Below are 23645 nucleotides of genomic sequence, written 5' to 3'. Positions count from 1 at the left end.
CTAGAACGCCTTGCGATTTCCCACCCGCCGCGCGGGCGATCAGCGTTTCGCCCGCGAAGACTGGCTCGATCTGGCGCGCTCGAAGCCCGCCGAAACGCCGACGCCGCGAAGCCTGCGGCGCACGCTGCTGCGGCGCCTGGCCGCGCCGCTGTCTCTGCTCGCGCTGATGAGCGGCCTGATGGCGTACTGGCTCGCGTGGCAATACACGCAACACGTCGTCGATCGCTCGCTCGCCGATCTCGCCACCGCCATCTCGAAGCAGATCCAGCTCGCGGGCGTCGATGCGCCCGTCACCGTGCCGCCGCTCGCGCAGGCGATGTTCTCCGATCCCGTCGAGCAGCTCATCTACCGCATCAGCACCGGCGATGAGGAAATCGCCGGCGAGCCCGATCTGCCGCTCACCGGCACCAACGTGCGGCGCATCCATTACGCGTATGTCTTCGAGACGCACTTCGAGGGCGTCTCCGTGCGCGCCGCGCAAGTGCGCGTGCCGCAGCCGACCGGCAATCCGATCGTCGTGGAAGTGGCGCAGCGAGTCGGCTCGCGATACCGGATCGCGGTGGAGTTTCTGATCGCGATCATGATGCCGCTGCTGTTGCTGCTGCTCGCCGGCTGGGTGATCGTGTGGCGCGTCGTGAACCAGCAGTTGAACCCGCTCACCGATCTCGCCGACGCGCTCAATCAGCAGACGCACATCTCGCTCGAACCCGTCGACGAAACCTACGTGCCGAGCGAAATCCGCCCGCTCACGAGCGCGATGAACGCACTGCTCGTGCGCCTGCAGACGGCGCTGGACGCGCAGCGCAAATTCATCGCCGACGCCGCGCATCAGTTGCGCACGCCGCTCACGGCGGTCAAGCTGCATGCCGAGCAGGCGCTCAGTTCGCGCGATCCCGCGAAAGCGGTCGAAGCGGTGAAGGAACTGCGCGCATCGGCGGATCGCGCGGTGCGCCTGTCGAATCAACTGCTTTCCCTCGCGCGCGCCGAGCCGGGCGAGCAGGCCGCGCGCTTTGCCGATTTCGATCTCGCCGCGCTCGCCTTCGAAACCGGTGCGGAATGGGTGCCGCGCGCACTCGCCGCGAGCGTCGATCTCGGTTTCCAACGCCTCGACGATCCCGAGAACGAGCATCCAATGATCGTGCGCGGCAATGTCGTGCTTGCCCGCGAAGTGCTCGCCAATCTGATCGACAACGCGCTCAAGTACATTCCGCCGTTTCGCATCGAAGGCGCGCGCATCACGATGACCGTGTCGGAATGGCGCGACGCGAACGGCCGCCGCTTCGGCGAGGTCGTCGTGGAGGACAACGGGCCGGGCGTGCCGCCGGACCAGCAGGGCGATCTCTTCAAGCGCTTTTTCCGCGGCGACGGACAGAACGTGGAAGGCGGCGCGGGCCTCGGGCTCGCGATCGTGCACGACATCATGGTGCTGCATGGCGGCAGCGTGCATTACGAAGATGCGCCCGAAGGCGGCGCGCGCTTCATCGTGCGCATGCCGCTCAAGGAAGCGCAGCCGGCCGCGGAATAAAAAAGAGCCACGGCTTCTTCCGATGCCGTGGCTCTTTGTCTTCGCGTCGAAGCGCTTACTTTTTCTTCTTCTCTTTCTTCACCGCCAGCATCGTGCCGCGGCACTTCTTCGCGCCGCACCGGCACTCGTATTCCTTCTTGAGCTTCTTCGTGATACGGCCGTCGATGACGAGGCCGTAGTCGTAGTTCAACTCTTCTTCCGGCTCGATGTCGCGCAGCGCGTGAATGAACACGCGCCCTTCGACTTCCTCGGCCTCGCAGTTCGGCGCACACGAATGATTGATGTACTTCGCGCTATTGCCTTCAATCTTGCCGTCGATCACGCGGCCGTCGTCGAGCGCGAAGTAGAACGTGTGGTTCGGTTCGTCGGGATTATGCGGATGGCGGCGCAGCGCTTCCTTCCACGAAATGCGCTCGCCCTTGTATTCCATCACCTGCTCGCCCGCGGCGATATGCTTCACCGCAAATACGCCCTTTCCATGCACGCCGGAGCGGCGAACGGTGACCCTGCGTGAACTCATCGAACGAATCCTTAAATGACGCTTCGCTCCCGCGTTCTCGGGATGAATTTCGGAATGAAAAAAAACGCGGTGGCCTCGACGGCGCCGCGTTGGCTCGGTTGAGCGCATACGCTCAAACCACCGGTATCCTACACTCCCGGCGCGCGTATGCTCAACCGTCTCGACAATGCCCGCAGTATTTCAACGTTGCCCGATGGTGATCTCGCCGAAGAGATTCTTCTGATCGCGCGGCTGCGAACGCCAGTACTGCGGCGGCGCCGCGACCGTCGCGCCGAGTTCCGCCGCCGCGTGCCACGGCCAGCGCGGATCGTAGAGCATCGCGCGCGCGATCGCGACGGAATCCGCCCGGCCGCTCGCGACGATCTCTTCCGCTTCCTTCGCCTCGGTGATCAGCCCGACCGCGACGGTGTGCACGCCGGTCGCTTCCTTCACGGCCTGCGCGAACGGCACCTGATAGCCGGACGACAACGGAATCTTCTGCAACGGCGACACGCCGCCCGACGACACATCGACCCAGTCGACGCCGCGTTTCTTCAACTCCGCAGCAAACGCGATCGTGTCTTCGATGCCCCACCCGCCTTCGACCCAATCGGTCGCGGAGACGCGCACGCCGACCGGCTTGTCGGCGGGAAATGCGGCGCGCACGGCGTCGAAGATTTCGAGCGGATAGCGCATGCGGTTTTCGAGCGAGCCGCCGTATTCGTCGGTGCGCTGATTGGCGATCGGGGAAAGAAACTGATGCAGCAGATAACCGTGCGCGCAATGGACTTCGAGGCCGTCGATGCCGAGCCGCGCCGCACGCTTCGCCGACGCGATGAACGCTTCCTTCACGCGGATGAGCCCGGCGGCGTCGAGCGCGAGCGGCGGCGTTTCTTCGGGCTTGTGAGGAACGGCCGAGGGCGCAGATGTCATCCAGCCGCCATCGGCGACGTCGATCAACTGGCCGCCTTCCCACGGCTTGCGGCTCGACGCCTTCCGACCCGCGTGCCCGAGCTGCATCGTCACCGCGATCTTCGAATACTGGCGAATGGCGGCGAGCACCGGTCGCAGCGCGGCTTCGGTGACGTCGTCCCAGAGTCCGAGATCGCCGGGCGTGATGCGTCCGTCCGGCTCGACGGCCGTCGCCTCGATGAACAGCATGCCCGCGCCGGAGAGCGCGAGCTGGCCGAGATGGATCATGTGCCATGCCGTCGCCTCGCCGCGCTCGGCGGAGTACTGGCACATCGGCGAGACGAAGATGCGGTTGGGAATCTGGAGACTGCGGAACGTCGTGGGAGTGAACAGCGCGCTCATGGCGATGACTCGTCGCTAGAAGAGGAGCGATCGAGAATAGCACCGCGGTTTCTTCCCTGCAGGGACGCCCGCCCGATGCTTCATACCATCACACTTCGTCGCGCTTGCCGTTGAAGCCGTCGAGCCATTCGCCGAACATCGCGTGCGCCGCGCGTTCGAGATTCGCCCCGTGGCGCGCGGTTTCCTCGCGCAATGCGGCGACCGTCGTGCCGCTCCTCGCGATATCGCCCGGATACGCGACGAGCCAGCTTTCGAAGCGCTCCACGAGGACTTCCGGATGACATTGCAGCGCGAGCACGTGTTCTCCCCACGTGAACGCCTGATGCGCGCACCGCTCGGTGGACGCGAGCAGCGTCGCGCCTTCGGGGAGATCGAAGGTGTCGCCGTGCCAATGGAAAACGGGCACGGGCGCGCCGTCCGCTTCGAGATGGCGCAGCGCGGAAGCGCGTCCCGCCTCGGTCAGCGTAAGCGGCGCCCAGCCGAGTTCCGGCTTGCCCGACGGATACACCCGCGCGCCGAGCGCCCGCGCGATGAGTTGCGACCCGAGACAGATGCCGAGCGTCGGCAAACCGGCCGCGATGCGCTTTTCGAGCATCGCGAGCAGCGGCGCGAGATGGGGATAGTGGGCGTCTTCGTACGCGCCGATCGGCCCGCCGAGCACGACGAGCAGCGACGGATCGAGCGGATTGGGCGCATCGATGCGCCCGCGCCCGACGTCGAGATAGCGCACGAGATGACCGCGATCGCCGAGGACGTGTTCGAGACAGCCCAGATCTTCGAAATAGACGTGGCGAATCGCCAGGACTTCATGTTTCATCGGCGGCATTCCGTAGGTCGACTGCGCGTGGCTCGACACCGGATCGTGACGAGCGAGCTGCGCCTCGCGGCGAGGCGCGACGGGCACAGTCTAACCGACTCGCCGCAGCCTCACAGCGCGAGTGGACGCCAAAGCGCCTTACCCGATGCGCCTGCCGTTCAGGCGACTTGCGCGAAGACCTTCCAGCTCTTCTTCTGCGTCGTGACGTCGGCTTCTTCGTATACCGAACAGTCGAGACGCAGATCGGTGTCCGCCATGTTGATCTGGAGAAGCGCGCAGTGATGCGGCGTCTTCTTCGGATTCTTGCTGGCCTCGAAGTGCGAGCAGGACAGGCACATGCGGTGCGCCGGAATCTGCTGCTGCGATTCGAGCTGACGGATGGTCTTGAGCAGCGTGCGATAGAACGCCGTCTGCTCGTCTTCCTTCAGCGTGCCGACCGCCTTCGCGAGGAAGTCCGGCCACTGCAGCGCCTTCTTCGCGGCCGTGCGGCCACGCGCGGTCAGACGCACCGCGAGCGCGCGGCCGTCGTCGATCGCGCGACGCTTCTCGACGAGACCCTTGCCTTCGAGCGTGCTCACCGCATCGCTCGTCGTGGCGGCGGTCAGCGCCGTTTCACGTGCGATCTCGCCGAGGCGCATCGGCCCCTTGCGCTGCATCAGCAGAACGAGAATTTCACCCTGGGTAGGCGTGAGCCCCGCGCCTTCCGCCCATTCCCATGCCTGGCTGCGCATCGCCGTGCTCAGCCGCAGCAGGCCGTGGGTCACCCGCCCCGTCGCCTGCTCTCCGTAAACGCCTTCACTCATAGTCTTTCGCTTGTTGTTCCGCTTATGTGTTTTGACGGCACGCTCGCGCTACCGCCGCGAACACCTCGTTCGAAACGCCGTTCACAGAAAGTACTTCTAACCCCTTGCGAACCGCACTTCGTTCTTGGTCCCCACCGTCTCAAAATTCAGGCGTGCCAACCCAATTGACCGTGCCTGAATGGGGACATTGCAACCCTCTTCGTTATGCGCCTTCTTTTGGTCCTGCTCGTGGCGCTGTTTTCCTGCCGACTATAACGCTACATCTGCAAAGTCGCCATTCTAAGCGACATAGAACAAACGTACACCTTAATTATCCACGCAGAACTGTGGATAACCCGTGGAAAAGCGTCTTCTTGTTGATGGACGTATTCTTAATAACACTGCGCAGCGCATTGCATGCCTTTCGGCTGTCCGTGGCTTCGCGTTACGCCGCACACGTCGCCCGCGTGCTTATCCTCACGCTAGTGCCTTGACTCCGCACCTTTTTTCGACGTTGTCCACAGCAAGGCCCACGCCTTGCTCACAACTATTACGGATGTATACGGCTTTCTCGAAGCAAACCTTAGAGAGACCGAATCGATTCTCATCAAACGTTGTCACCGGCGGCTTTATTCTCGTCGCTCGTCTGCACGTGTTTCATACGGACCAAAGATAAAGGCCGCTTCGAAGCATATCGAAGCGGCCTTTCGTCATTGTTCGCGGCGCTTTCTTTGCGTAAGCGCGTCCTTACCGCCTCCACTGCAGGCATTGCTGCCGCACCGCCTCATGCAGCGATTTTTCCTTGTCGACGACGCCGCGCAGCCACGTCGCATCGTTGGTGCCGCGCGCGATCTCGGCCACCTCCGCGAGCGCGGCCTGCGAGCCGAGCGCTTCGGCGTGCGGCGCGAGCACGTCGAGCGTCGCGAGAATGTCTTCGCCGATGGTGCGCCGCTCGCCCGTCTGCGGATGGATGCAGGTGCCTTCCAGCCCGAAACGGCATGCCTCGAAGCGGTTGAAGGTGTACACGAGATAGTCGTCCTCGCGCGGCGTGAGCGGCTTGTCCAGCAGCAGATAGCGCGACAGCGTCTGGATGTAGCAGGCGATCGCCGCGGCTTTATCGACGGAAAGCGGCGTATCCATCACGCGCACTTCGATGGTGCCGAAACCCGGCTTTGGCCGGATATCCCAGTAGAAGTCCTTCATGCTGTTCACGACGCCCGTGTTCACCATCTTCGAGAAATATTCCTCGAAGCTGTCCCAGGTCAGCACGAACGGCGCGCGGCCCGAGAGCGGAAACGCGAATACCGAATTCAGGCGAGCCGAATGAAAACCCGTATCGACGCCCTGAATGTACGGCGAGGACGCCGAAAGCGCGATGAAATGCGGGATGTAACGCGACATCGAATGCAGCAGGAAGAGCGCGCTATTCGGATCGGGGCAACCGATATGCACGTGCTGGCCGAACACCGTGAACTGTTTGGCAAGGTATCCGTACAGTTCGGAGATGTACTGAAAGCGCGGCGCGTCGTAGATCTGCCGGTCGCTCCATTGCTGGAACGCATGCGTGCCGCCGCCGGCGAGCCCGACGTTCAGCTGATCGGCAGCGGAAACGAGCACGTCGCGGATCTTGCGCAGATCGGTGACGGTCTGCTCGTGCGTCGTGCAGATGCCGGTCGAAAGCTCGATCATGCTTTCGGTGATTTCGGGCGTGATGTTGCCCGGAATCTTCTCGTCCTTGATGAGACGCATGAGGTCCGACGCGGCGCGGGTCAGATCGTAGTCGTGCGTGTTGACGACCTGGATCTCCAGCTCGACGCCGAACGTGAACGGTTCGGAGTTGATGAAAGGTTCGAGTGCCATGACGCCTCTTGAATGATCAATACATGAGCGAAGCCGGGCGCGCTCATTCGCGCCGTTCGCCCACCGCCGACAGGCTGCGGTAGACGACGAAGGGCGACACGATCTGCAGCACGACGATCGAGCACATCACGATCGCGCGCAGCGTGGGGTCGTAGTCCGGATAGAGCACGTACATGTCGTCGACGAGCAGGTACGCGAGCGCCGACATCGGCGTCAGCGCGACGCCCAGCGCCGCGCCCTGTTTCCAGTTCAGTCCGCTCGGCTTCGCGAAAATCAGCACGCCGACCAGCTTGCCGATGAAGCGCGCGACAATCAGCCCAAGCGCCGCCACGCCGCCGAGCGCGATATCGCGCCAGTGAAACGAGGTCAGCGTCAGCGCAAACAGAATGACGGTGAGCAGCCATCCCGCGGAGCCGAAGTGCGTCGGCCAGAGCTGCGGCCGCTCGTCGGCGTTCTTCACGATGATGCCTGCGGCAAGCAGCGCGAGAATCGTCGACAGCTTGAAAATGTGCGCGACCGCGATCGCCAGCAGCACGAGCCCGAAGAGCGCGACGAACGAATGCTCGTCGGTCGCGGGCAGGCGCCGAACCAGCAGATTGCACGCGCGCGCGAGCAGAAACGCCAGCACGAGCGAGCCGATCAACAGATACAGCGGCTGCAGGATCGTCGCCAGCGCATTGCCGTAGATTTCCTGATGCAGCACGCCCGCCGCGAGCTTTTCGACGACCACCGCGTACATGCTGTTCAGCGCGGTCAGCGTCAGAAGACGCTGCGTGACCTGACCTTCCGCGCGCAACTCGGTTTTCAGCTGGATGACCATCGCGGGCGAGGTGGCCATCGCAATGGCCGCGATCACGATCGACGGCATCGTCGGAACATTCAGCAGCGTCAGCGCGATCAGCACGAGGCCGAATGTCAATGTGGATTCCGCGATGCTCGACAGCACCAGATACGGATTGCGGCGAATCCAGCGCAGATCGAGCCGCCCGCCGAGCTCGAACAGCAAGAGTCCGAGCGCGACATCGAGCAGCGGCCGCGACAGGCCGCCCGCACTGGCGTCGATGACGCCGAGACCGGCATTGCCCGCGATCAGGCCGATGATCGCGAAGCCCGTGATGCGCGGCAGCCGCCACGCGCGCCACAGCAGCTCGCCGGCAAGTCCCGCCGTGACGAGCGCAAGACCGGCCCAGAGAATGGCGTCGGGTTCGAGCGGCCAGGCGGGCAGAAATGAAAATGCCGAATTCATCGTGTTGGCTTCTCCTTCGTTACTGCTAGTGCGATGCGTGCACGTACCGTTGCGGGACTCGCATCCGCGACGCGCGCTCGCGGGCGAGGCGCATCCGCCCGGGCAGGCGAGCGTGGGTTCATTCAGGTGATGCCGAAATGCGAACGAACACGGCGTCACGGCCGGGCCGTGCACGAATTAGACGACGTGTCCGGCTGGCGGCGAAGCGCCTTGCACGCGCTCAATGTCGCATCGGAGATAGTGGTTCCGTGTGACACGGCAAACGCGTGCGGCGCCCGCGGGAGGGCCGGGCCGAACACAGCAAACGACGATGCGGCTTCGTGATCAGATTCTTGGCGCGCACCCATCGTTCCATTGAAGCGGTCGCCGTCTGAACGGCGCGACGCAGGAAGAAGCGCGATTGTGCCATACCTCGGAACCCCTGACAGAAAGTCCAAGCTTTTGATTCTTATGAAGTAAAAGCGACAGCCGAACCTGGACCTGAATGGAAAAGCTGACCGGTTGCCGCTTTCACGGCATTCGGACTTTTGGTTTACCGCTGCGACGGCGGCCTCGCCGTCAGGTGTTTACAGGTTTACTGTATATAAACGTAGTAGTAGTTAACAAGAGCCTGCCGCTTCTGTGGATAACAATACTTTCGTCTTTTCATTCAATGATTTGAAGAAAGCAGAAGCGGGCCGTAAACATGTTGGGGCGGCGCGGTTAACACGGAACAACTTTTTGCCGCGCACGGCATGCGTTCGAGTTGTCCCGTTTACGTGCACAACGCATGCACACGACTTTCACCCGCAATCCGACGCGTTATCCACAGCATGCCGTGGACAACTACGCCGCGCAGAATTCGCCGTGTCGCAGTAGACGTAGCAAAAAACGGGCTGGATCGACGGATTCGGCCAGTTCGCGTTCGACGGGCCACGGCTCGCCCTCGATTTGCGATGCGATCAGTTCGGCCGCGAGCGTCGCCCAGACGAGCCCGCGCGATCCGAACGCGAACGCGCCATAGAGTCCCGGCATGCGCGGCAGGTCGAGCGGCCACGCGCCCGACAGTTCGCGCGCATTGAGGCGTGCGGCGTTTTCATCGGCGAACTGGCCGATCATCGGCATGCGGTCGCTCGTCACGCAGCGGAACGCGACGCGCCCCGCGCGAATGCCGGGCGACGTGTTCGCGAGCGCCGGCAACATGCCCGCGACGCGCTCGATGTTTTCCCGATGTCCGTCCGCGCGGATCTCGCCATCGGCGTCGTCGATGTCGTAGGTCGCGCCGATGAGCACGCCATCCTGGCCGAGCGGCACCGCGTAGCCTTCGCCGATCACCGGAAGGCGCAGCGCATCGAGCGCGCATGGATCGAGCACGCTGAGCTGGCCGCGCACACTGCGCGTGGGTTCGCCATGCAGGCCCGCGAGCCGCGCGGCGTCGTGCGCGCTGGCGAGCACCAGCACGGGCGCGCTCGCGATTTCAGCGCCGCTCGCGTCGAACGCGCGCCACACGCGGCCGTCGTGCGCGATGCGCGTCACGTCGGTGTTCATGCGCGGCGTGATGTTCGCCGACGCATCGGCGAGCTGCGCGGCGCAGACTGCCGCCGGAGAAATGGCGCCGCCAAGCGGGAAGAACCAGCCGCCGCGTTCGACATCGACACCGGCCATGCGCGACGCTTCATCGCGCGTCATCGGCTGCACGTAGGCGGGCGGATACGCGAAGCGCGCGATGGCGTGCGCGAGCGCTTTGGCATCGTCGGACGTATCGGCGATCTGCAGCAGGCCCGCGCCCGTACGCTGCAAGTCGTGATGCGCCGATTCGAGCGCGTGCCAGCGGCGCAGCGCGTAGAGGAAGCCCGCGCGCGTGAGGCGAGCGGCGACGCTGTCGTCGCGCCAGACGATCGGATGAAACACGCCCGCCGGATTGCCCGATGCATCGCGCGCGGGCAACGCGTGACGATCGATCAGCGTGACGCGCCAGCCGCGCCCGGCGAGACGCGAACTCACCGCGCAACCCGCGAGCCCGGCACCGATGACGATGGCCTCTCGCGCGTTCGCCTCGCACGGCAGCGGCGGCTCGTGACGGCGCACACGCCAGCGCGGCGCGAAACGCGCGGTCACGGGCGCATCGGTATACGCGTCGCGTGGTGTGCAGGCGAAGCCCGACGCCTGCAACGCGCGCTCAAGTTGTTGCTTATCGGCAGTGAATGCGCACACCGTCGCGTCGTCGCCGGCGAAGCGCGCGAGCGTTTTGCACAGCTTGCGCGGATCGGCGGTTGCGGTCAGATCGAGATGGAAGGCATCGGCGCGCAGCCAGAGTCTGGACAGCAGCGTTTCGATGTCGTCGCCGATGGCAAGCGTCAGCACGACGCGCCCCGCATCGAATTCGAGCCGCTGGGTGCCGGGCACGCGCATCGGCCACGCACGCGCGAGTTCGGCGGCAAGCGGGGAAGGGTCATCGGCTGGAGGCGGCGTGTCGAGCGCGGGAAGATGCGCAAGCGCGACGACATGCAGCCGGTCGCATCGATTTTCGTCGTCGTGCCAGCGTTGCCAGAGCGCGAGGAAAGCGCTGAAAGTCGTGTCGACGAACGTGAAGGCGCGCTTGCGCCGCCAGCGCGCGGGAAGATCGTGCGGCGTGAAGAACTGGGATTCGGTCATGCGATCAACGAAGAGACCGCGCGCTCGCCCAGGCGGACGCGCGAAGTGAGATCAGGCGGAAGACGAATTGGTGACGCCCCGCGTGGCGGCGCTCGCGAGGCCTTCGATCATCAGCGGCTCCAGCGCGTAGCCCGCCGCGCGCCACGCTTCGAGCCCGCCGAGCAGCGGCGCGACGTCCGTGAAGCCGTGCGCCGCCAACTCTTTAGCCGCGAGCGCCGCCGACACTTCGCTCGGACAGTCGCAGTAGGTCACGAGCTTGCGGTTGCGCGCGATGCCGGCAAGCTGCGACGCGGCATCGTCGTGCAAAAGCAATGCGCCGGGAATCGCATACGGGTCCATGGCGCGGCGTTCGTGACGGCGTACGTCGATAACGAGCGGCGGCGGTTCCCCCGCGAGCAGCGCACGCAATGTCGCGATATCGATGCGCGCCATGCGAAGCCGGCGCAACAGCGACACGCGCTGCCACCAGCGCACCGCGAGATAGAGCGCGAGCGCGGCGACGGCGATCGCGATCACGCCGCGCCCGAACAGATCGAGCCAGGCGAGCGCGGCATCGACGAGATCCGCGAAGATCGCGCCAAACGCGACGCCGGCGCCGGACCACAGCAGCGCGCCGAGCGCATCGTAGAACAGGAAGCTGCCGAAGCCGATCCCGGTTGCGCCCGCAACGGGAATCGCCAGTGTCGAGAGCCCGGGAATGAACTTCGATACGGCGAGGATGCGCACGCCGAAGCGGCTGAAGAAGCCGGCGCTGCGGTTGACGCAGGTATCGCGCGAGATGGAGAGCTTGCACATGAAGGCGAGCACGCGGCTGCCGTAACGGCGCCCGAGCCAGAACCAGAGCGTGTCGCCGATCAGCGCGGCAATGGTCGCCGTCACGACGATCGCGGTGAGCGGGCCGATCGCGGTCAATGGAAACAGCGCCGGAAAAGCGTCCGGAACGAGGCTTGCCGAAACCGTGATGGCACCCGTCAAAGCCAATGTGGGCAAGGCTGGGAGCGGCAAGCCGAGGCACTCCATCAGAACGTTGGCAAAAACCAACGGCAGCCCGTATTCAATGATCAGCTCGCGTAGCATGGATCGGACCCAGATGTTCTACGCCACAAAAAACGGCCGGGAGCCCCAAGAAATTAAGGGTAAATCTTTGAAACCCTTGTCCAGATTGGGTTTGCGCTGCGCTATCATACCAAGCGCCGCGTATAGAGGCGGCGTGAAGGCGACGAAGTGCAGCAACGCCGGTGACATGGCCGAAAGCACGCCGATTCGTCGGGGAGGCCCGCCACAAGGCCGTCCCTACTCGACGTCACGGCTTGCGCACGTATAATCGGCGCGTTCGCGCTGTTCGTGTCAACCTAAACTGATAAAGGAACCTTAATGAACAAACAGGAATTGATCGACGCCGTAGCCGCTCAGACCGGCGCCAGCAAGGCTCAAACCGGCGAAACGCTGGACACGTTGCTCGAAGTGATCAAGAAGGCCGTATCGAAAGGTGACGCAGTGCAGTTGATCGGCTTCGGCAGCTTCGGCTCGGGAAAGCGCGCAGCGCGCACCGGCCGCAATCCGAAAACCGGCGAATCCATCAAGATTCCGGCCGCAAAGACGGTCAAGTTTACGGCTGGCAAGGCATTCAAGGACGCAGTGAACAAGCGGTAAGCATCTTGCCGATTGTGCGGCTACATGACGTAGCCCGTTGTACATGACCCGCCTTTGGCGGGTTTTTTTTCGGCCATGCGCTTAATGTTTGTGGTCGTCGCAGTCACAGTCGGGACCGTGGTCGTGGTCATGATCGTGATCGTGATCGTGTTCGTCGATGTCCCATGCCGGGAACGGATCGGCGAAGCGCTGCCATGCGTCGGGGCCGAGCGCCCATTCGTCGTCGGTGAGAAGGCACGCGTCGAAGCTGTCCTGCCATGCGGACCGGTCGAGGTCGAGGCCGATCAGCACCAGTTCCTGCCGGCGATCGCCGATGCTGTTGTCGTCCGGATCGCCATACCATTCCGCAACAATCTCCGCTTCGAGCTCGGGGTCGTCGGTCGGCCATTCGCTGCGATCCTGCGCCGCCCACCATACGCCCGCCGGACCGTGCCGGCACGTGCCGCCCGCTTGCGAGAGCGAACCGCCGACCTCGCTTCTCGTCGCGAGCCAGAAGAAGCCTTTAGCGCGTAGCACGCCCGGCCATTCCCGATGCAGCAGGTTCCACAAGCGTTCGGGATGAAACGGCCGGCGCGCGCGATACACGAAGTGACCGACATCCGATGATTCCGATTCGTCGCTTGCCGAAGCGTCGCCGTCGAGAATGGCGAGCCAGCCGGGCGCGCTCACGGTGGCGTCGAAGTCGAATCGGCCGGTGTTCAGCACGTCGGCGCAACGCACTTCGCCCGCTTGCGTTTGGACCTGAACCGCGCGCGGGTTGAGGGCGTGCAGCATGCGCGCGATTCGCCTCACTTCGTCCGCGCCGGCGAGATCGGTCTTGTCGATGACGATGACATCGCAAAACTCGATCTGCTCGACGAGCGTTTCCACGACCGTCTTGCCGTCTTCGTCGTCGTGGCTTGCCTGCGCGAGCCCGCGTTCCGCCAGCGAATCCGACGAGGCGTAGTCGCGCGCGAAGCTCGTGGCATCGATCACAGTGACGAAGGTATCGAGATGCGCGCGGCCTGCGAGCGCCGCCTCGTCGTCGTCGCCGAACGCGAGTTCCTCGGCGATCGTCATCGGATCGACGAGGTCCGGCGCTTCGACCACGATCGCATCGAATCGCTGCTGCTGTGCGAGCCATGCGATCGCGCTTTCGAGCGCGTCCATCGACGGGTCGGCGAGCGTCATCCGCAGGCAGCCGTTGGGCAGTTCGGTCGTGTCGCGGTCCGCGCCGGACGCGGTCTCGCCGTAGGTCACCGCGCCGATGCGCAGACCTTCGGCGTTGGCGAGCAGCGCATCGACGAGTGAGGCTTTATCCGCGCCGGTGAATCCCGATAGCACGGTGACTGGCAGTGGCGTGTCGTTCATTGCGAAGAGGCGTGACGAAGAAGAGGGCGCGCGAGCGCGAACCCGCGCGGCCACGGGCGCGGCGCGGAAGATCGAATAAGGGATTTTGCATCAAATGCGCCGGACGCGGCGCGCGTGCGGGGGCGGCCCCGGAAGATCAGCGTGTGGCCTGGAGGAGTTTCCAGCGGCGCAGGATCTCAATGATCTGCGACGAGTACTTGTCGCGCAGCGCGGGTGTTTCGGAATGGTAAGCACCGACGGCCTGCCAGGAATTGCCGTACTTGTTCATCTTCTGGCGCAGATGCCATGCGGCGACATAGACGCTCTTGCATGGCTCCATGAGCGTGCCGCTCGAAATGCCGTACTGAGCCAGCGTGCCCAGATGAATGGAGTTGATCTGCATCAGCCCGTAGTCGGTCGAGCCGTTGGCGTTCTTGTTGACGGCGTCGGGCTTGTTGTGCGATTCCTGCCAGGCGATGGCGCGAAGGATGAGCGGATTGACCTTCTGATACTTCGCCGCTTCGTCGAAGCAGTCCGCGTGTGCCGACGCGGCCGCCAGAAGCGGCCCGCATATCGCGAGTAGTCGCACGATTTTCTTCATCTTTCTTCACTCCATCCGCCCGCGCGGAACGTCTTGCCGCCGTTGCGGCGCCTTGGCGCCAACGCCAACAAATCAACGCACCGCGACCGGAATTTGCTCGGGGAAAACCCGTGCTTTCTGCAACGCCCGGATTGCGGAACCGACCGTATCATACCGGCTGATGATTAAGGCCTAAAGTTGGCTATCAGACATACGTCCGGCAGCCGGGCTGAAGAACGCTTGCGCGCGATCGTACAGCCGCGTCAATCGGCAATGTTCTAAATGTATGAATATTAAGACTTCTGGACGGGGTACAATTCGGCTCCCGCGACCATCAGCCGATTCTGGAAACCGCCCAGATACGGTCTATCGGCAAGTTTTTCGAAAGCTTGAGCACGCTGGAAATGTGTATCGTGCGAGCAGCCGAAGTGCGGTCTGATCCGGAACGAATTGGCACAATTTCGTTACATAAAGCTGTTATCGTCACATTTTTTAAAATGACCGCGGTGGACCGGGCGACCGTTTCACCCTGCGGCGGCGGCGCTCTCGACTGACGGCGGCGCGGCTTGGCCGGCTCTTCCAGGACCCGGCTCTGACATCACATCCATGAGAAGACAACCTATCGCACTGCGTCGCAGAGCGACGGCACTGCTGGCGGCGGGACTCATCGTCGCGCAGGCCGCGCACGCGCAAGTGACGTTGAATTTCGTCAACGCGGACATCGACCAGGTCGCGAAAGCGATCGGCGCCGCTACCGGCAAAACCATCATCGTCGATCCCCGCGTCAAGGGGCAGCTCAACCTCGTCTCGGAGAATCCGGTTCCCGAGGACCAGGCGCTGAAAACGCTCCAGTCGTCGCTGCGCATGCAGGGCTTCACGCTCGTGCAGGATCATGGCGTCCTGAAGGTCGTGCCCGAGGCCGACGCCAAGCTGCAGGGCGTGCCGACCTACGTCGGCAACCAGCCGGCCGCGCGCGGCGATCAGGTGATCACGCAGGTCTTTCAGTTGCGTAACGAATCGGCGAACAATCTGTTGCCGGTCCTGCGCCCGCTGATTTCGCCGAACAACACGATCGCGGCCTATCCGGCGAACAACACGCTCGTCGTCACGGATTACGCCGACAACGTGCGCCGCATCGCGGGCATCATCGCGGGCATCGATACGGCGGCGGGCCGCGAGGTCGATATCGTCACGCTGAAGAACGCGAACGCCATCGACGTCGCCGAGCAGATGAACAAGCTGCTCGATCCGGGCACGATCGGCAGCACCGACGCGACGCTCAAAGTCACCGTCACGCCGGATGCGCGCACCAACTCGCTGATGTTCCGCGCCTCCAGCAGCGCGCGCCTCGCGGCTGCGAAGGCGCTCGCGAACAAGCTCGACGCGCCCACGGGCCAGCCCGGCAACATGCACGTCGTGGCGCTGCGCAACGCCGATGCCACGCGCCTCGCCAAGACGCTGCGCGGCATGCTCGGCAAAGGCAGCGGCTCGGACAGCACGTCCGGTTCGTCCAATCAGAGTTCGAATTTCGGACAAAGCGGCGGCGGCCTCAGCAATTCGTCGATGTCCACCGGCCAGTCCGGCATGCCGCCGCTGCCGGGCGGTCTCGGCGGCAGTTCGGGCACGAGCAACAATCCGATGACGGGCGGCTCGGGCAATCGCGATTCGAGCTTTTCGTCGAACAAGGACAACGACCAGGGCAGCGATCAGGGCGGCGGCATGATCCAGGCCGATGCGGCGACGAACTCGCTCATCATCACCGCGCCCGATCCGATGTACCGCAACCTGCGCTCCGTGATCGACCAGCTCGACGCGCGCCGCGCGCAGGTGTACATCGAAGCGCTGATCGTGGAACTCTCCGCGACGACCGGCGCGAATCTCGGCATTCAATGGCAGGGCGCGCTGCTTTCGAACAGCCACAACAACGCGCTGTACGGCAGTTCGAGCTTCGGCGCCGGCAATACGAACATCGTCGATCTGACCTTGCAGGGCAATGCCATTGCGCAGAATCCGTCGTCGCTCACTTCCACGACCGGTCTGCTCGCGCAAGGCCTGAACATCGGTCTTCTGCACCGCTTCGGCGATCTTTTCGGTCTCGGCGGCCTGCTGCAGGCACTGTCGACGTCGGCGGATGCGAACATTCTGTCCACGCCGAACCTGATCACGCTCGACAACGAAGAAGCGAAGATCGTCGTCGGCCAGAACGTGCCGGTCGTGACCGGTTCGTATGCGACGCCGACCGCCAACGCCGCGACCTCGGTGACGGCGTTCAACACCTTCGACCGCCGCGACGTCGGCGTGACGCTGCACGTGAAGCCGCAGATCACCGACGGCGGCGTGCTGAAGATGCAGATCTATCAGGAAGATTCGAGCGTCGACAACGGCACGAAGAACGATCCGGGCGGCGTGACGATCAACACGCGCTCGGTGCAATCGACCATTCTTGCCGACGACGGCGAAATCGTCGTGCTCGGCGGCCTGATGCAGGATCAGTACAACAACAACAACAGCAAGATTCCGCTGCTCGGCGACATTCCGTTCATCGGCAGCCTGTTCAGAAGCGAGAGCAAGACGCGCACGAAAACCAATCTGATGGTGTTCCTGCGTCCGGTGATCGTGCGCGATCAGGCGACGTCCACGCAGATCGCCACCACGCGCTACGACTATCTGCGCCAGCAGCAATACGGCTCGACGACGGACAACCGTCTCATCAAGGACCAGAATGTGCCGGTGATGCCGCCCAAGCCGCTCGGTCCGAGCGAAGGCGGCGGCGCGCCGGCCCAGAACCTGCTGGACTGGAGCAATACGACGCGCGGCCCCGCCCCGAGCACGACGCTGCCGCAGAATCCTGAGGCCGGTCCGGTGCCGCAAGGCGGCACGATGTATCCGATGCCCGCGAACGGCGCGACCAACGCCATGCCGGCGAATGGCGCGACGAATGCCATGCCCGGCAACGCCGCGACCAACAGCAACGGGTATCCCAACACCCAGCAAGGAGTGCGGCCGTGAGCACGGTCAACGATGCAGTCGAGAGCGCGAGCAGCGCGGCGTCGCCGCTGGCGGCCCGGCTCGTGCCCTACGGCTTCGCGCGCAGCGGGCAGATTCTGCTCGCGCATCAGCACGCGGACAGCATCGAGGTGTGGATCAGCGAGCGCACGACCGATGCGGCGCTCGCGGAGGTCGCGCGCAATTTCGGCGCGCTGTCGATCGTGCGCAAGCCCGCCGACGAACTCGCCGCGGCGATCAATTCGGCGTACGCGCGTAACGACGGCAGCGCGGCGCAGGTCGTCGGCGAAGTGGAAGGCGAAGTCGATCTGTCGCGTCTGATGCAGGACATTCCGGAAGTCGAGGATCTGCTCGAATCCGAAGACGACGCGCCGATCATCCGCATGATCAACGCGCTTCTGACGCAGGCGGCGCGCGAGCAGGCATCCGATATCCACATCGAGCCGTTCGAGAACGCGTCGGTCGTGCGCTTTCGTGTCGATGGCACGCTGCGCGACGTCGTGCGCCCGAAAAAGGCGCTGCATGGCGCGCTGATCTCGCGTATCAAGATCATGGCGCAGCTCGATATCGCCGAAAAACGCTTGCCGCAGGACGGGCGCATCACGTTGCGCGTCGGCGGCCGTCCGGTCGACGTGCGGGTGTCCACGCTGCCGACCGGCCACGGCGAGCGCGCGGTGCTGCGTCTGCTCGAAAAAGACGCGCAGCGTTTGAATCTCGAAAAGCTCGGCATGGCGCGCGACACGCTCGTCAACTTCGACAAGCTGATCGGCCGCCCGCACGGCATCGTGCTCGTGACCGGGCCGACCGGCTCGGGCAAGACGACGACCCTGTACGCGTCGATGTCGCGGCTCGAAACGACGACCACCAACATCATGACGGTGGAAGATCCGATCGAATACGATCTCTCGGGCATCGGCCAGACGCAGGTGAACGAGCGCATCGGCATGACCTTCGCGCGCGCGCTCCGCTCGATTCTGCGTCAGGATCCGGACATCATCATGATCGGTGAAATCCGCGATCTCGAAACCGCGCAGATCGCGGTGCAGGCATCGCTCACCGGCCACCTCGTGCTTGCCACGCTGCACACGAACGACGCCGCGTCCGCCGTCACGCGTCTCACCGACATGGGCGTAGAGCCGTATCTGCTCGCGTCCTCGCTGCTCGGCGTGCTCGCGCAGCGGCTCGTGCGGCAGTTGTGTCCCGTGTGCAAGGAAGAGCGCGTCGAGGAAGACGGCACGAAGCACTGGCACCCGGTCGGTTGCGACCGATGCGGCCAGTCGGGCTATGTCGGCCGTCGCGGGGTGTACGAACTGCTGCTGATCGACGACGCGATCCGCCCGCTGATCCATCGCAACGCGGCGGATGCCGAGATTCTCGAAGCGGGACGCGCGCAAGGCATGCGCACGCTGCGCGAGGACGGCGATCGCTGGCTCGCGGCAGGCGTAAGTTCGCTGGAAGAAGTGCTGCGCGTGACGGGCGGGGACTGAACGTATGCCGGCATTCCGTTTCGAAGCGATCGACCACGCGGGCAAGACGCAAAAAGGCGTGCTCGACGCCGACAGCGCCCGCGCCGCGCGCAGTCAGTTGCGCACGCAAGGGCTCACGCCGCTCGTCGTCGAGGCGGCGGGCACGCGCACGCGCGGCGAGCGCAATCAGCGGCTTTCGCTCGGGCGGCGTCTGTCGCAGCGCGAACAGGCGATCCTCACGCGCCAGCTCGCGAGCCTTTTGATCGCGGGCCTGCCGCTCGGCGAGACGCTCTCGGTGCTGACCGAACAGTCGGAGCGCGACTACATCCGCGAACTGATGGCCGCGATCCGCGCCGAAGTGCTCGGCGGGCATTCGTTCGCCAACGCGCTCGCGCAGCATCCGAAGGATTTCCCGGAGATCTATCGCGCGCTGGTTGCCGCGGGCGAACACACCGGCAAGCTCGGTCTCGTGCTTTCGCGTCTCGCGGATTACATCGAGCAGCGCAACGCGCTCAAGCAGAAGATCATCCTGGCGTTCACGTATCCGGGCATCGTCACGCTCATCGCGTTTGGCATCGTCACGTTCCTCTTGAGCTATGTCGTGCCGCAGGTCGTGAACGTGTTCGCGAGCACGAAGCAGCAATTGCCGTTTCTCACCGTCATGATGATGGCGCTGTCCGCCTTCGTCCGAAGCTACTGGTGGGCCGTGCTGATCGGCGTGGCCATTTTCGCGTGGCTCGTGAAGAGCATTCTCGCGCGGCCCGGCCCGCGCATGTCCTTCGACCGGTGGCTGCTCACGGCGCCGCTGATCGGCAAGCTGGTGCGCGGCTACAACACGGTGCGCTTCGCCAGCACGCTCGCCATTCTCACGGCGGCCGGCGTGCCGATCCTGCGCGCGCTGCAGGCCGCGGGCGAAACGCTGTCGAACACGGCGATGCGCAATAACGTCGACGACGCCATCGTGCGCGTGCGCGAAGGCTCGTCGCTGTCGCGCGCGCTCGGCAACACGCGCACATTCCCGCCGGTGCTCGTTCACCTGATCCGCTCGGGCGAAGCGACCGGCGACGTCACCACGATGCTCGACCGCGCCTCCGAAGGCGAAGCGCGCGAACTGGAACGCCGCACGATGTTCCTCACGAGCCTGCTTGAGCCGCTGCTCATTCTCGCGATGGGCGGCGTCGTGCTCGTGATCGTGCTCGCGGTGATGCTGCCGATCATCGAACTGAATAATCTGGTGCAGTGATGAACGTCCTTCAAACTCGCTTGCTGACGCTCGCCGCGCTCGCGCTTTTCTGCGTGACGCTGACGTACTGGATCGTCACGCTGACGTCGCGCGATACCACGCCGTTGCCCGCCGCAGCCGCGACGCGCGCGCCCTCGGTCGAGCAGGCCGCGACCATTTTCGGCGGGCGGCTGGAACGCCAGGCCAATTCGGACGTGCATCTGTTCGGCATTCTCGCGCTGCAGGGCGGCGCGGCGGCCATCGTGAGCTACGGCGGCGAGCCGGCGAAGGCCGTGTCGCTGGGCGGGCCGCTCACGCAGGGCGTGAAGCTCTCGGAAGTGCGCGCGCGCTCGATCATCATCGATCGCAATGGCGTGAAATCCGAAGTGTTCCTGCCGCAGAATCCGCCTGGGCCGACCGTCTGGGTGCGCTGAGCGCGACGCGATGACTCGCTCGCGCGTAGCGAGGCGAGCACGCGTCTAGAATGACCGGCGGTTTTTCCGTTCACAGCGGGCACGAGGCCCGCAAATGTACTTTTAATTCAAGAGGTAAGCAGTTATGCAACTGATGCAACGCCGCATCGAAACCAATCGGGCACGCCGCCAGGGCGGCTTCACGCTGATCGAAATCATGGTCGTGATCGCGATTCTCGGCATTCTCGCCGCGCTGATCGTGCCGAAGATCATGAGCCGTCCGGACGAGGCCCGCCGCGTCGCCGCGAAGCAGGACATCGGCACGATCATGCAGGCGATGAAGCTGTATCGCCTCGATAACGGCCGCTATCCGACGCAGGAGCAAGGCCTGCGCGCGCTGGTCGAAAAGCCTTCCACCGAGCCGGTGCCGAACAACTGGAAGGACGGCGGCTATCTGGAACGTCTGCCGGCCGATCCGTGGGGCGGACAGTATCAGTATCTGAATCCGGGCGTGCACGGCGAAATCGACGTGTTCAGCTACGGCGCGGATAACAAGGCGGGCGGCGACGGCAACGATGCCGACGTCGGCTCCTGGCAGTAAGCAGCAGGCTGCGGAAATCGTGAACGGGCATTTATCGGCGCGTCGTCAGGCAGGGTTCACGCTGCTGGAAATGCTCGTCGTGCTGGTGATCGCGGGTCTGCTCGTGTCGCTCGCGTCGCTGCAACTGACGCGCAACCCGCGCACCGACCTCAACGAGGAAGCGCAGCGTCTCGCGCTGCTGTTCGAATCGGCGGGGGACGAAGCGCAGGTGCGCGCACGGCCGATCGCGTGGCAGCCGCTCGACGGCGGCTTTCGCTTCGACATCCGCACGGAAGACGGCTGGCGTCCGCTGCGCGACGACCTATTGCGCGCGCGGCGCTGGGAAGGCGGCGTGACCGGCGTGACGATCCAGTTTCTCGATTCCGACAAATCCGTGAGCCGGCTCGTGTTCGGCACCGAAGCCATCGACACGCCGATGGAAATCACGCTGATCTCGGCGGCGGGCCGCGTGACCATCGTCGGCAGCGGCAACGGCCGCTTTCAGGTGCGATGATGCGCGCGCGCCGTTCACCTCAACGCGGCTTCACCATGATCGAAGTGCTGGTGGCGCTGGCGATCATCGGCGTGGCGCTCGCGGCGTCGATCCGCGCGGTCGGCTCGCTCGCGACGGGCGAAGCGGATTTGCACCGGCGGCTGCTCGCGGGCTGGAGCGCGGACAACGAACTCGCGCAATTGCGGCTCTCGCGCCAGTTTCCGCAGATCGGCTCGCGCACGTTCGACTGCTCGCAGGGCAATCTGAAGCTCATGTGCACGCAGCGCGTGAGTCAGACGCCGAACCCGATTTTCCGGCGCGTCGAGATGCTCGTCACGACGCCGGGCCGCTCGGGTTATCTGGCGCAAATGGTCACGGTGGTGGCGAATGAAACGAATCGCTCGCTCTGACCGGAACCGGACGCATCGACGGCAGCGCGGTTTCACGCTGCTCGAAATGCTGATCGCCATCGCGATTCTCGCGGTGATCGCCGTGTTGTCGTGGCGCGGGCTCGACTCGGTGATCCGCGCGCGCGCCACCATCGAGAATTCGATGGAAGACGAACGCATCGTCGCGCAGTTGTTCGACCAGATGCGCATCGACGCGCGCCAGGCCGCGACCGACGACGAAGCCGGCCAGCCCGCGGTGCAGATCGGCAACGGCTCGCTGCAGATCGTGCGCGGCGTGTTCGCACCCAACACCGCGCCGCGTCTGCAGGTGGTGCGCTATCGGCTGTCGAACGGGCGGATCGTGCGCTCGGCGTCGCCGCCGCTCGAAAACGTCGGTGAAGTGCGGCGCGCCTTGTCGTCGGGCGATTCGGCGGATGGCTGGAGCGCGATTCCGTTGATGGGCGGCGTGGCATCGCTCGCGACGCGCGTCTACATTCCCGAAAAAGGCTGGACGACGCGAATGACCGACGTGCTCTCGCAGATCAGGCAGAACGACAACAACCTGAAAGTGCCGCAACTGGGCAATGCGCCGCTCGCGCGCGCCGTTTCGGGCATTCAGGTCGCGGTCGGCGCGCGCAATCTGCAAGTGCCGATCACGCGCGTTTTTCTGGTCGGAGAATGACGATGCCAAAGCTCGGCCGGAACCGGAAGGAACGCGGCGTCGCGATCATCAGCGCGCTGCTGGTGGTGTCGCTCGCGGCGATTCTCGTGTCGGGCATGCTGTGGCGTCAGCAAGTGCAGATTCGCCGCATCGAAAATCAGCGGCTGCTCGCGCAGGCGCAATGGATTTCGCGCAGCGCGCTCGACTGGACGCGCCTCATCCTGCGCTCGGAAGCCGATACCTCGCCGACGGTCACGTATCTCGGCGGCGTGTGGGGCGTGCCGATCGCCAAGACGAAGCTCTCGGATTTTCTCGGGCAGATCGGCGAAGTGCGCGCGCAGCAGGGCGCATCGACGTATCTGTCCGGCTCGATCGAAGACGCGCAGGCGAAGTTCAACCTGCGCAATCTCGTATCGACGCCCACGCCCGGCGTGCTGACCATCAACGTCGAGCAGATTCAGGCGTTTCAGCGGCTGCTCGCGATGCTGGGCATCAACGGCTCGCTCGCGAAAACGGTGGCGTTGCAGATGCGCGCGGGCCTCGCGCGCTCCGCGACGCGTTTTCAGATGCAGACCGGCGTCGGCGGCACCACGAGTGCGACGGGCGCGGCGGGCGGCCAGAGCACCGCGGCGACGATCGCCGCGCTCGCGCAGGGCGGCGCTGCGGGCGGCGGCAACTTCACCGACGATCCCGGCCTCAAGGACACCGACGGCAACGCGCCCGTCGCGCCCTTGCAGATGATCAGCGTCGATTCGCTGCTCGACGTGCCGGGTTTTTCGGCGGAAGCGGTCGCGAAGCTCCGGCCGTTCGTCAACGTGCTGCCGACTTCGACGGCTGTGAACATGAACACCGCGCCCGCCGAAGTGATCGCGGCCGTGGTGCCGGGCATGAATCTGTCGCAGGCGCAGGCGTTCGTCGCGCGCCGCGAGACGGTGTTTTTTCACGACATCGGCAACGTGCAGCTCGCGCTGACCGGCGCGGGCGTCAAGACGGTGTCGATGGACCCGAACGAAATGGACGTCACCACGCGGTATTTCGTGATTCACGGACGCGTCGAGCATGAACGCGCGCAACTGGAGCGCACGACGCTCGTGTATCGCGATCCGACGACGCACACGACACGCATCGTATACACGCGCGACAGCCTGTAACGACGTGCCGCTGTCATTGATGAGA

21 protein-coding genes are annotated in these 23645 nt (G+C 64.6%); 11 read left to right on the top strand and 10 right to left on the bottom strand.

Annotation, left to right across the window (positions count from 1 at the left end; genetic code table 11):
- Positions 1-10: 10 nt before the first annotated feature.
- Complete coding sequence (locus AWB70_RS03060) at positions 11-1525, top strand: sensor histidine kinase (protein WP_235024131.1); 1515 nt, start codon at positions 11-13, stop codon at positions 1523-1525.
- A gap of 55 nt (positions 1526-1580) precedes the next feature.
- Here the strand turns inward: AWB70_RS03060 and AWB70_RS03055 are convergent, their stop codons facing one another.
- The 8 genes from AWB70_RS03055 to AWB70_RS03020 form a co-directional block, all read right to left on the bottom strand.
- Positions 1581-2045 carry an SET domain-containing protein gene (locus AWB70_RS03055; protein WP_041730846.1) on the bottom strand — a complete coding sequence of 155 codons (465 nt, stop codon included), beginning with the start codon at positions 2043-2045 and terminating at the stop codon, positions 1581-1583.
- A 180-nt stretch (positions 2046-2225) separates the two neighbouring features.
- Entirely contained in the window at positions 2226-3338 is a 1113-nt protein-coding gene (locus AWB70_RS03050) for an NADH:flavin oxidoreductase/NADH oxidase (protein WP_053567196.1), read from the bottom strand.
- An 88-nt stretch (positions 3339-3426) separates the two neighbouring features.
- Positions 3427-4155 carry a glutamine amidotransferase gene (locus tag AWB70_RS03045; protein WP_053567569.1) on the bottom strand — a complete coding sequence of 243 codons (729 nt, stop codon included), beginning with the start codon at positions 4153-4155 and terminating at the stop codon, positions 3427-3429.
- A 158-nt stretch (positions 4156-4313) separates the two neighbouring features.
- Positions 4314-4958 carry a MarR family winged helix-turn-helix transcriptional regulator gene (locus AWB70_RS03040; RefSeq protein WP_045451532.1) on the bottom strand — a complete coding sequence of 215 codons (645 nt, stop codon included), beginning with the start codon at positions 4956-4958 and terminating at the stop codon, positions 4314-4316.
- A 726-nt stretch (positions 4959-5684) separates the two neighbouring features.
- Positions 5685-6797: a YbdK family carboxylate-amine ligase gene (locus tag AWB70_RS03035; RefSeq protein ID WP_053567197.1), complete on the bottom strand. Its 1113-nt coding sequence runs from the start codon at positions 6795-6797 to the stop codon at positions 5685-5687.
- 43 nt (positions 6798-6840) lie between these two features.
- Positions 6841-8043, bottom strand: a complete 1203-nt coding sequence (locus AWB70_RS03030; RefSeq protein WP_014192709.1) for a cation:proton antiporter — start codon at positions 8041-8043, stop codon at positions 6841-6843.
- An 825-nt stretch (positions 8044-8868) separates the two neighbouring features.
- On the bottom strand, positions 8869-10677 hold the full coding sequence (gene mnmC / locus AWB70_RS03025) for a bifunctional tRNA (5-methylaminomethyl-2-thiouridine)(34)-methyltransferase MnmC2/FAD-dependent 5-carboxymethylaminomethyl-2-thiouridine(34) oxidoreductase MnmC1 (protein WP_053567198.1): 1809 nt from the start codon (positions 10675-10677) through the stop codon (positions 8869-8871).
- A 51-nt stretch (positions 10678-10728) separates the two neighbouring features.
- Positions 10729-11589, bottom strand: a complete 861-nt coding sequence (locus AWB70_RS03020; protein ID WP_235024130.1) for a VTT domain-containing protein — start codon at positions 11587-11589, stop codon at positions 10729-10731.
- Between the two features lie 462 nt (positions 11590-12051).
- Between AWB70_RS03020 and AWB70_RS03015 the strand changes: the two genes are divergently transcribed.
- Complete coding sequence (locus AWB70_RS03015; protein WP_008352404.1) at positions 12052-12330, top strand: HU family DNA-binding protein; 279 nt, start codon at positions 12052-12054, stop codon at positions 12328-12330.
- Between the two features lie 81 nt (positions 12331-12411).
- On the opposite strand, the gene AWB70_RS03010 is transcribed toward AWB70_RS03015, so the two are convergent.
- Together AWB70_RS03010 and AWB70_RS03005 are read right to left on the bottom strand one after the other, a co-directional pair.
- Positions 12412-13680 (bottom strand): GTP-binding protein, encoded by a 1269-nt coding sequence (locus tag AWB70_RS03010; protein ID WP_053567200.1) that lies wholly within the window; start codon positions 13678-13680, stop codon positions 12412-12414.
- A gap of 136 nt (positions 13681-13816) precedes the next feature.
- Positions 13817-14260 carry a lytic transglycosylase domain-containing protein gene (locus AWB70_RS03005; protein ID WP_014192713.1) on the bottom strand — a complete coding sequence of 148 codons (444 nt, stop codon included), beginning with the start codon at positions 14258-14260 and terminating at the stop codon, positions 13817-13819.
- 585 nt (positions 14261-14845) lie between these two features.
- Between AWB70_RS03005 and gspD the strand changes: the two genes are divergently transcribed.
- The 9 genes from gspD (at position 14846) to gspK (ending at position 23620) form a co-directional block, all read left to right on the top strand.
- Complete coding sequence (gene gspD, locus AWB70_RS03000) at positions 14846-17248, top strand: type II secretion system secretin GspD (RefSeq protein WP_374730220.1); 2403 nt, start codon at positions 14846-14848, stop codon at positions 17246-17248.
- Positions 17245-18732: a type II secretion system ATPase GspE gene (gspE, locus tag AWB70_RS02995; RefSeq protein WP_014192715.1), complete on the top strand. Its 1488-nt coding sequence runs from the start codon at positions 17245-17247 to the stop codon at positions 18730-18732. Before gspD ends, gspE begins: the two co-directional genes overlap by 4 nt.
- 4 nt (positions 18733-18736) lie before the next feature.
- Positions 18737-19954: a type II secretion system inner membrane protein GspF gene (gspF, locus tag AWB70_RS02990; RefSeq protein ID WP_014192716.1), complete on the top strand. Its 1218-nt coding sequence runs from the start codon at positions 18737-18739 to the stop codon at positions 19952-19954.
- Positions 19954-20367, top strand: a complete 414-nt coding sequence (locus tag AWB70_RS02985) for a general secretion pathway protein GspC (protein ID WP_045451538.1) — start codon at positions 19954-19956, stop codon at positions 20365-20367. Before gspF ends, AWB70_RS02985 begins: the two co-directional genes overlap by 1 nt.
- A 133-nt stretch (positions 20368-20500) precedes the next feature.
- Positions 20501-20947, top strand: coding sequence for a type II secretion system major pseudopilin GspG (gene gspG / locus AWB70_RS02980; protein ID WP_041731211.1), 447 nt, complete (start codon positions 20501-20503; stop codon positions 20945-20947).
- The gene (locus AWB70_RS02975) at positions 20850-21440 is read left to right on the top strand and encodes a GspH/FimT family pseudopilin (protein ID WP_374730223.1); all 591 of its coding nucleotides are present in this window, start codon (positions 20850-20852) and stop codon (positions 21438-21440) included. Before gspG ends, AWB70_RS02975 begins: the two co-directional genes overlap by 98 nt.
- Positions 21437-21829 carry a type II secretion system minor pseudopilin GspI gene (gspI, locus tag AWB70_RS02970; RefSeq protein WP_014192720.1) on the top strand — a complete coding sequence of 131 codons (393 nt, stop codon included), beginning with the start codon at positions 21437-21439 and terminating at the stop codon, positions 21827-21829. Before AWB70_RS02975 ends, gspI begins: the two co-directional genes overlap by 4 nt.
- Complete coding sequence (locus AWB70_RS02965; protein WP_075644192.1) at positions 21807-22490, top strand: PulJ/GspJ family protein; 684 nt, start codon at positions 21807-21809, stop codon at positions 22488-22490. Before gspI ends, AWB70_RS02965 begins: the two co-directional genes overlap by 23 nt.
- Entirely contained in the window at positions 22487-23620 is a 1134-nt protein-coding gene (gene gspK, locus AWB70_RS02960) for a type II secretion system minor pseudopilin GspK (RefSeq protein ID WP_014192722.1), read from the top strand. Before AWB70_RS02965 ends, gspK begins: the two co-directional genes overlap by 4 nt.
- Positions 23621-23645 lie beyond the last annotated feature (25 nt).

It is taken from the genome of Caballeronia cordobensis (assembly GCF_001544575.2).
Lineage (GTDB): Bacteria > Pseudomonadota > Gammaproteobacteria > Burkholderiales > Burkholderiaceae > Caballeronia > Caballeronia cordobensis.
This window is presented reverse-complemented; position numbering and strand designations above follow the sequence as displayed.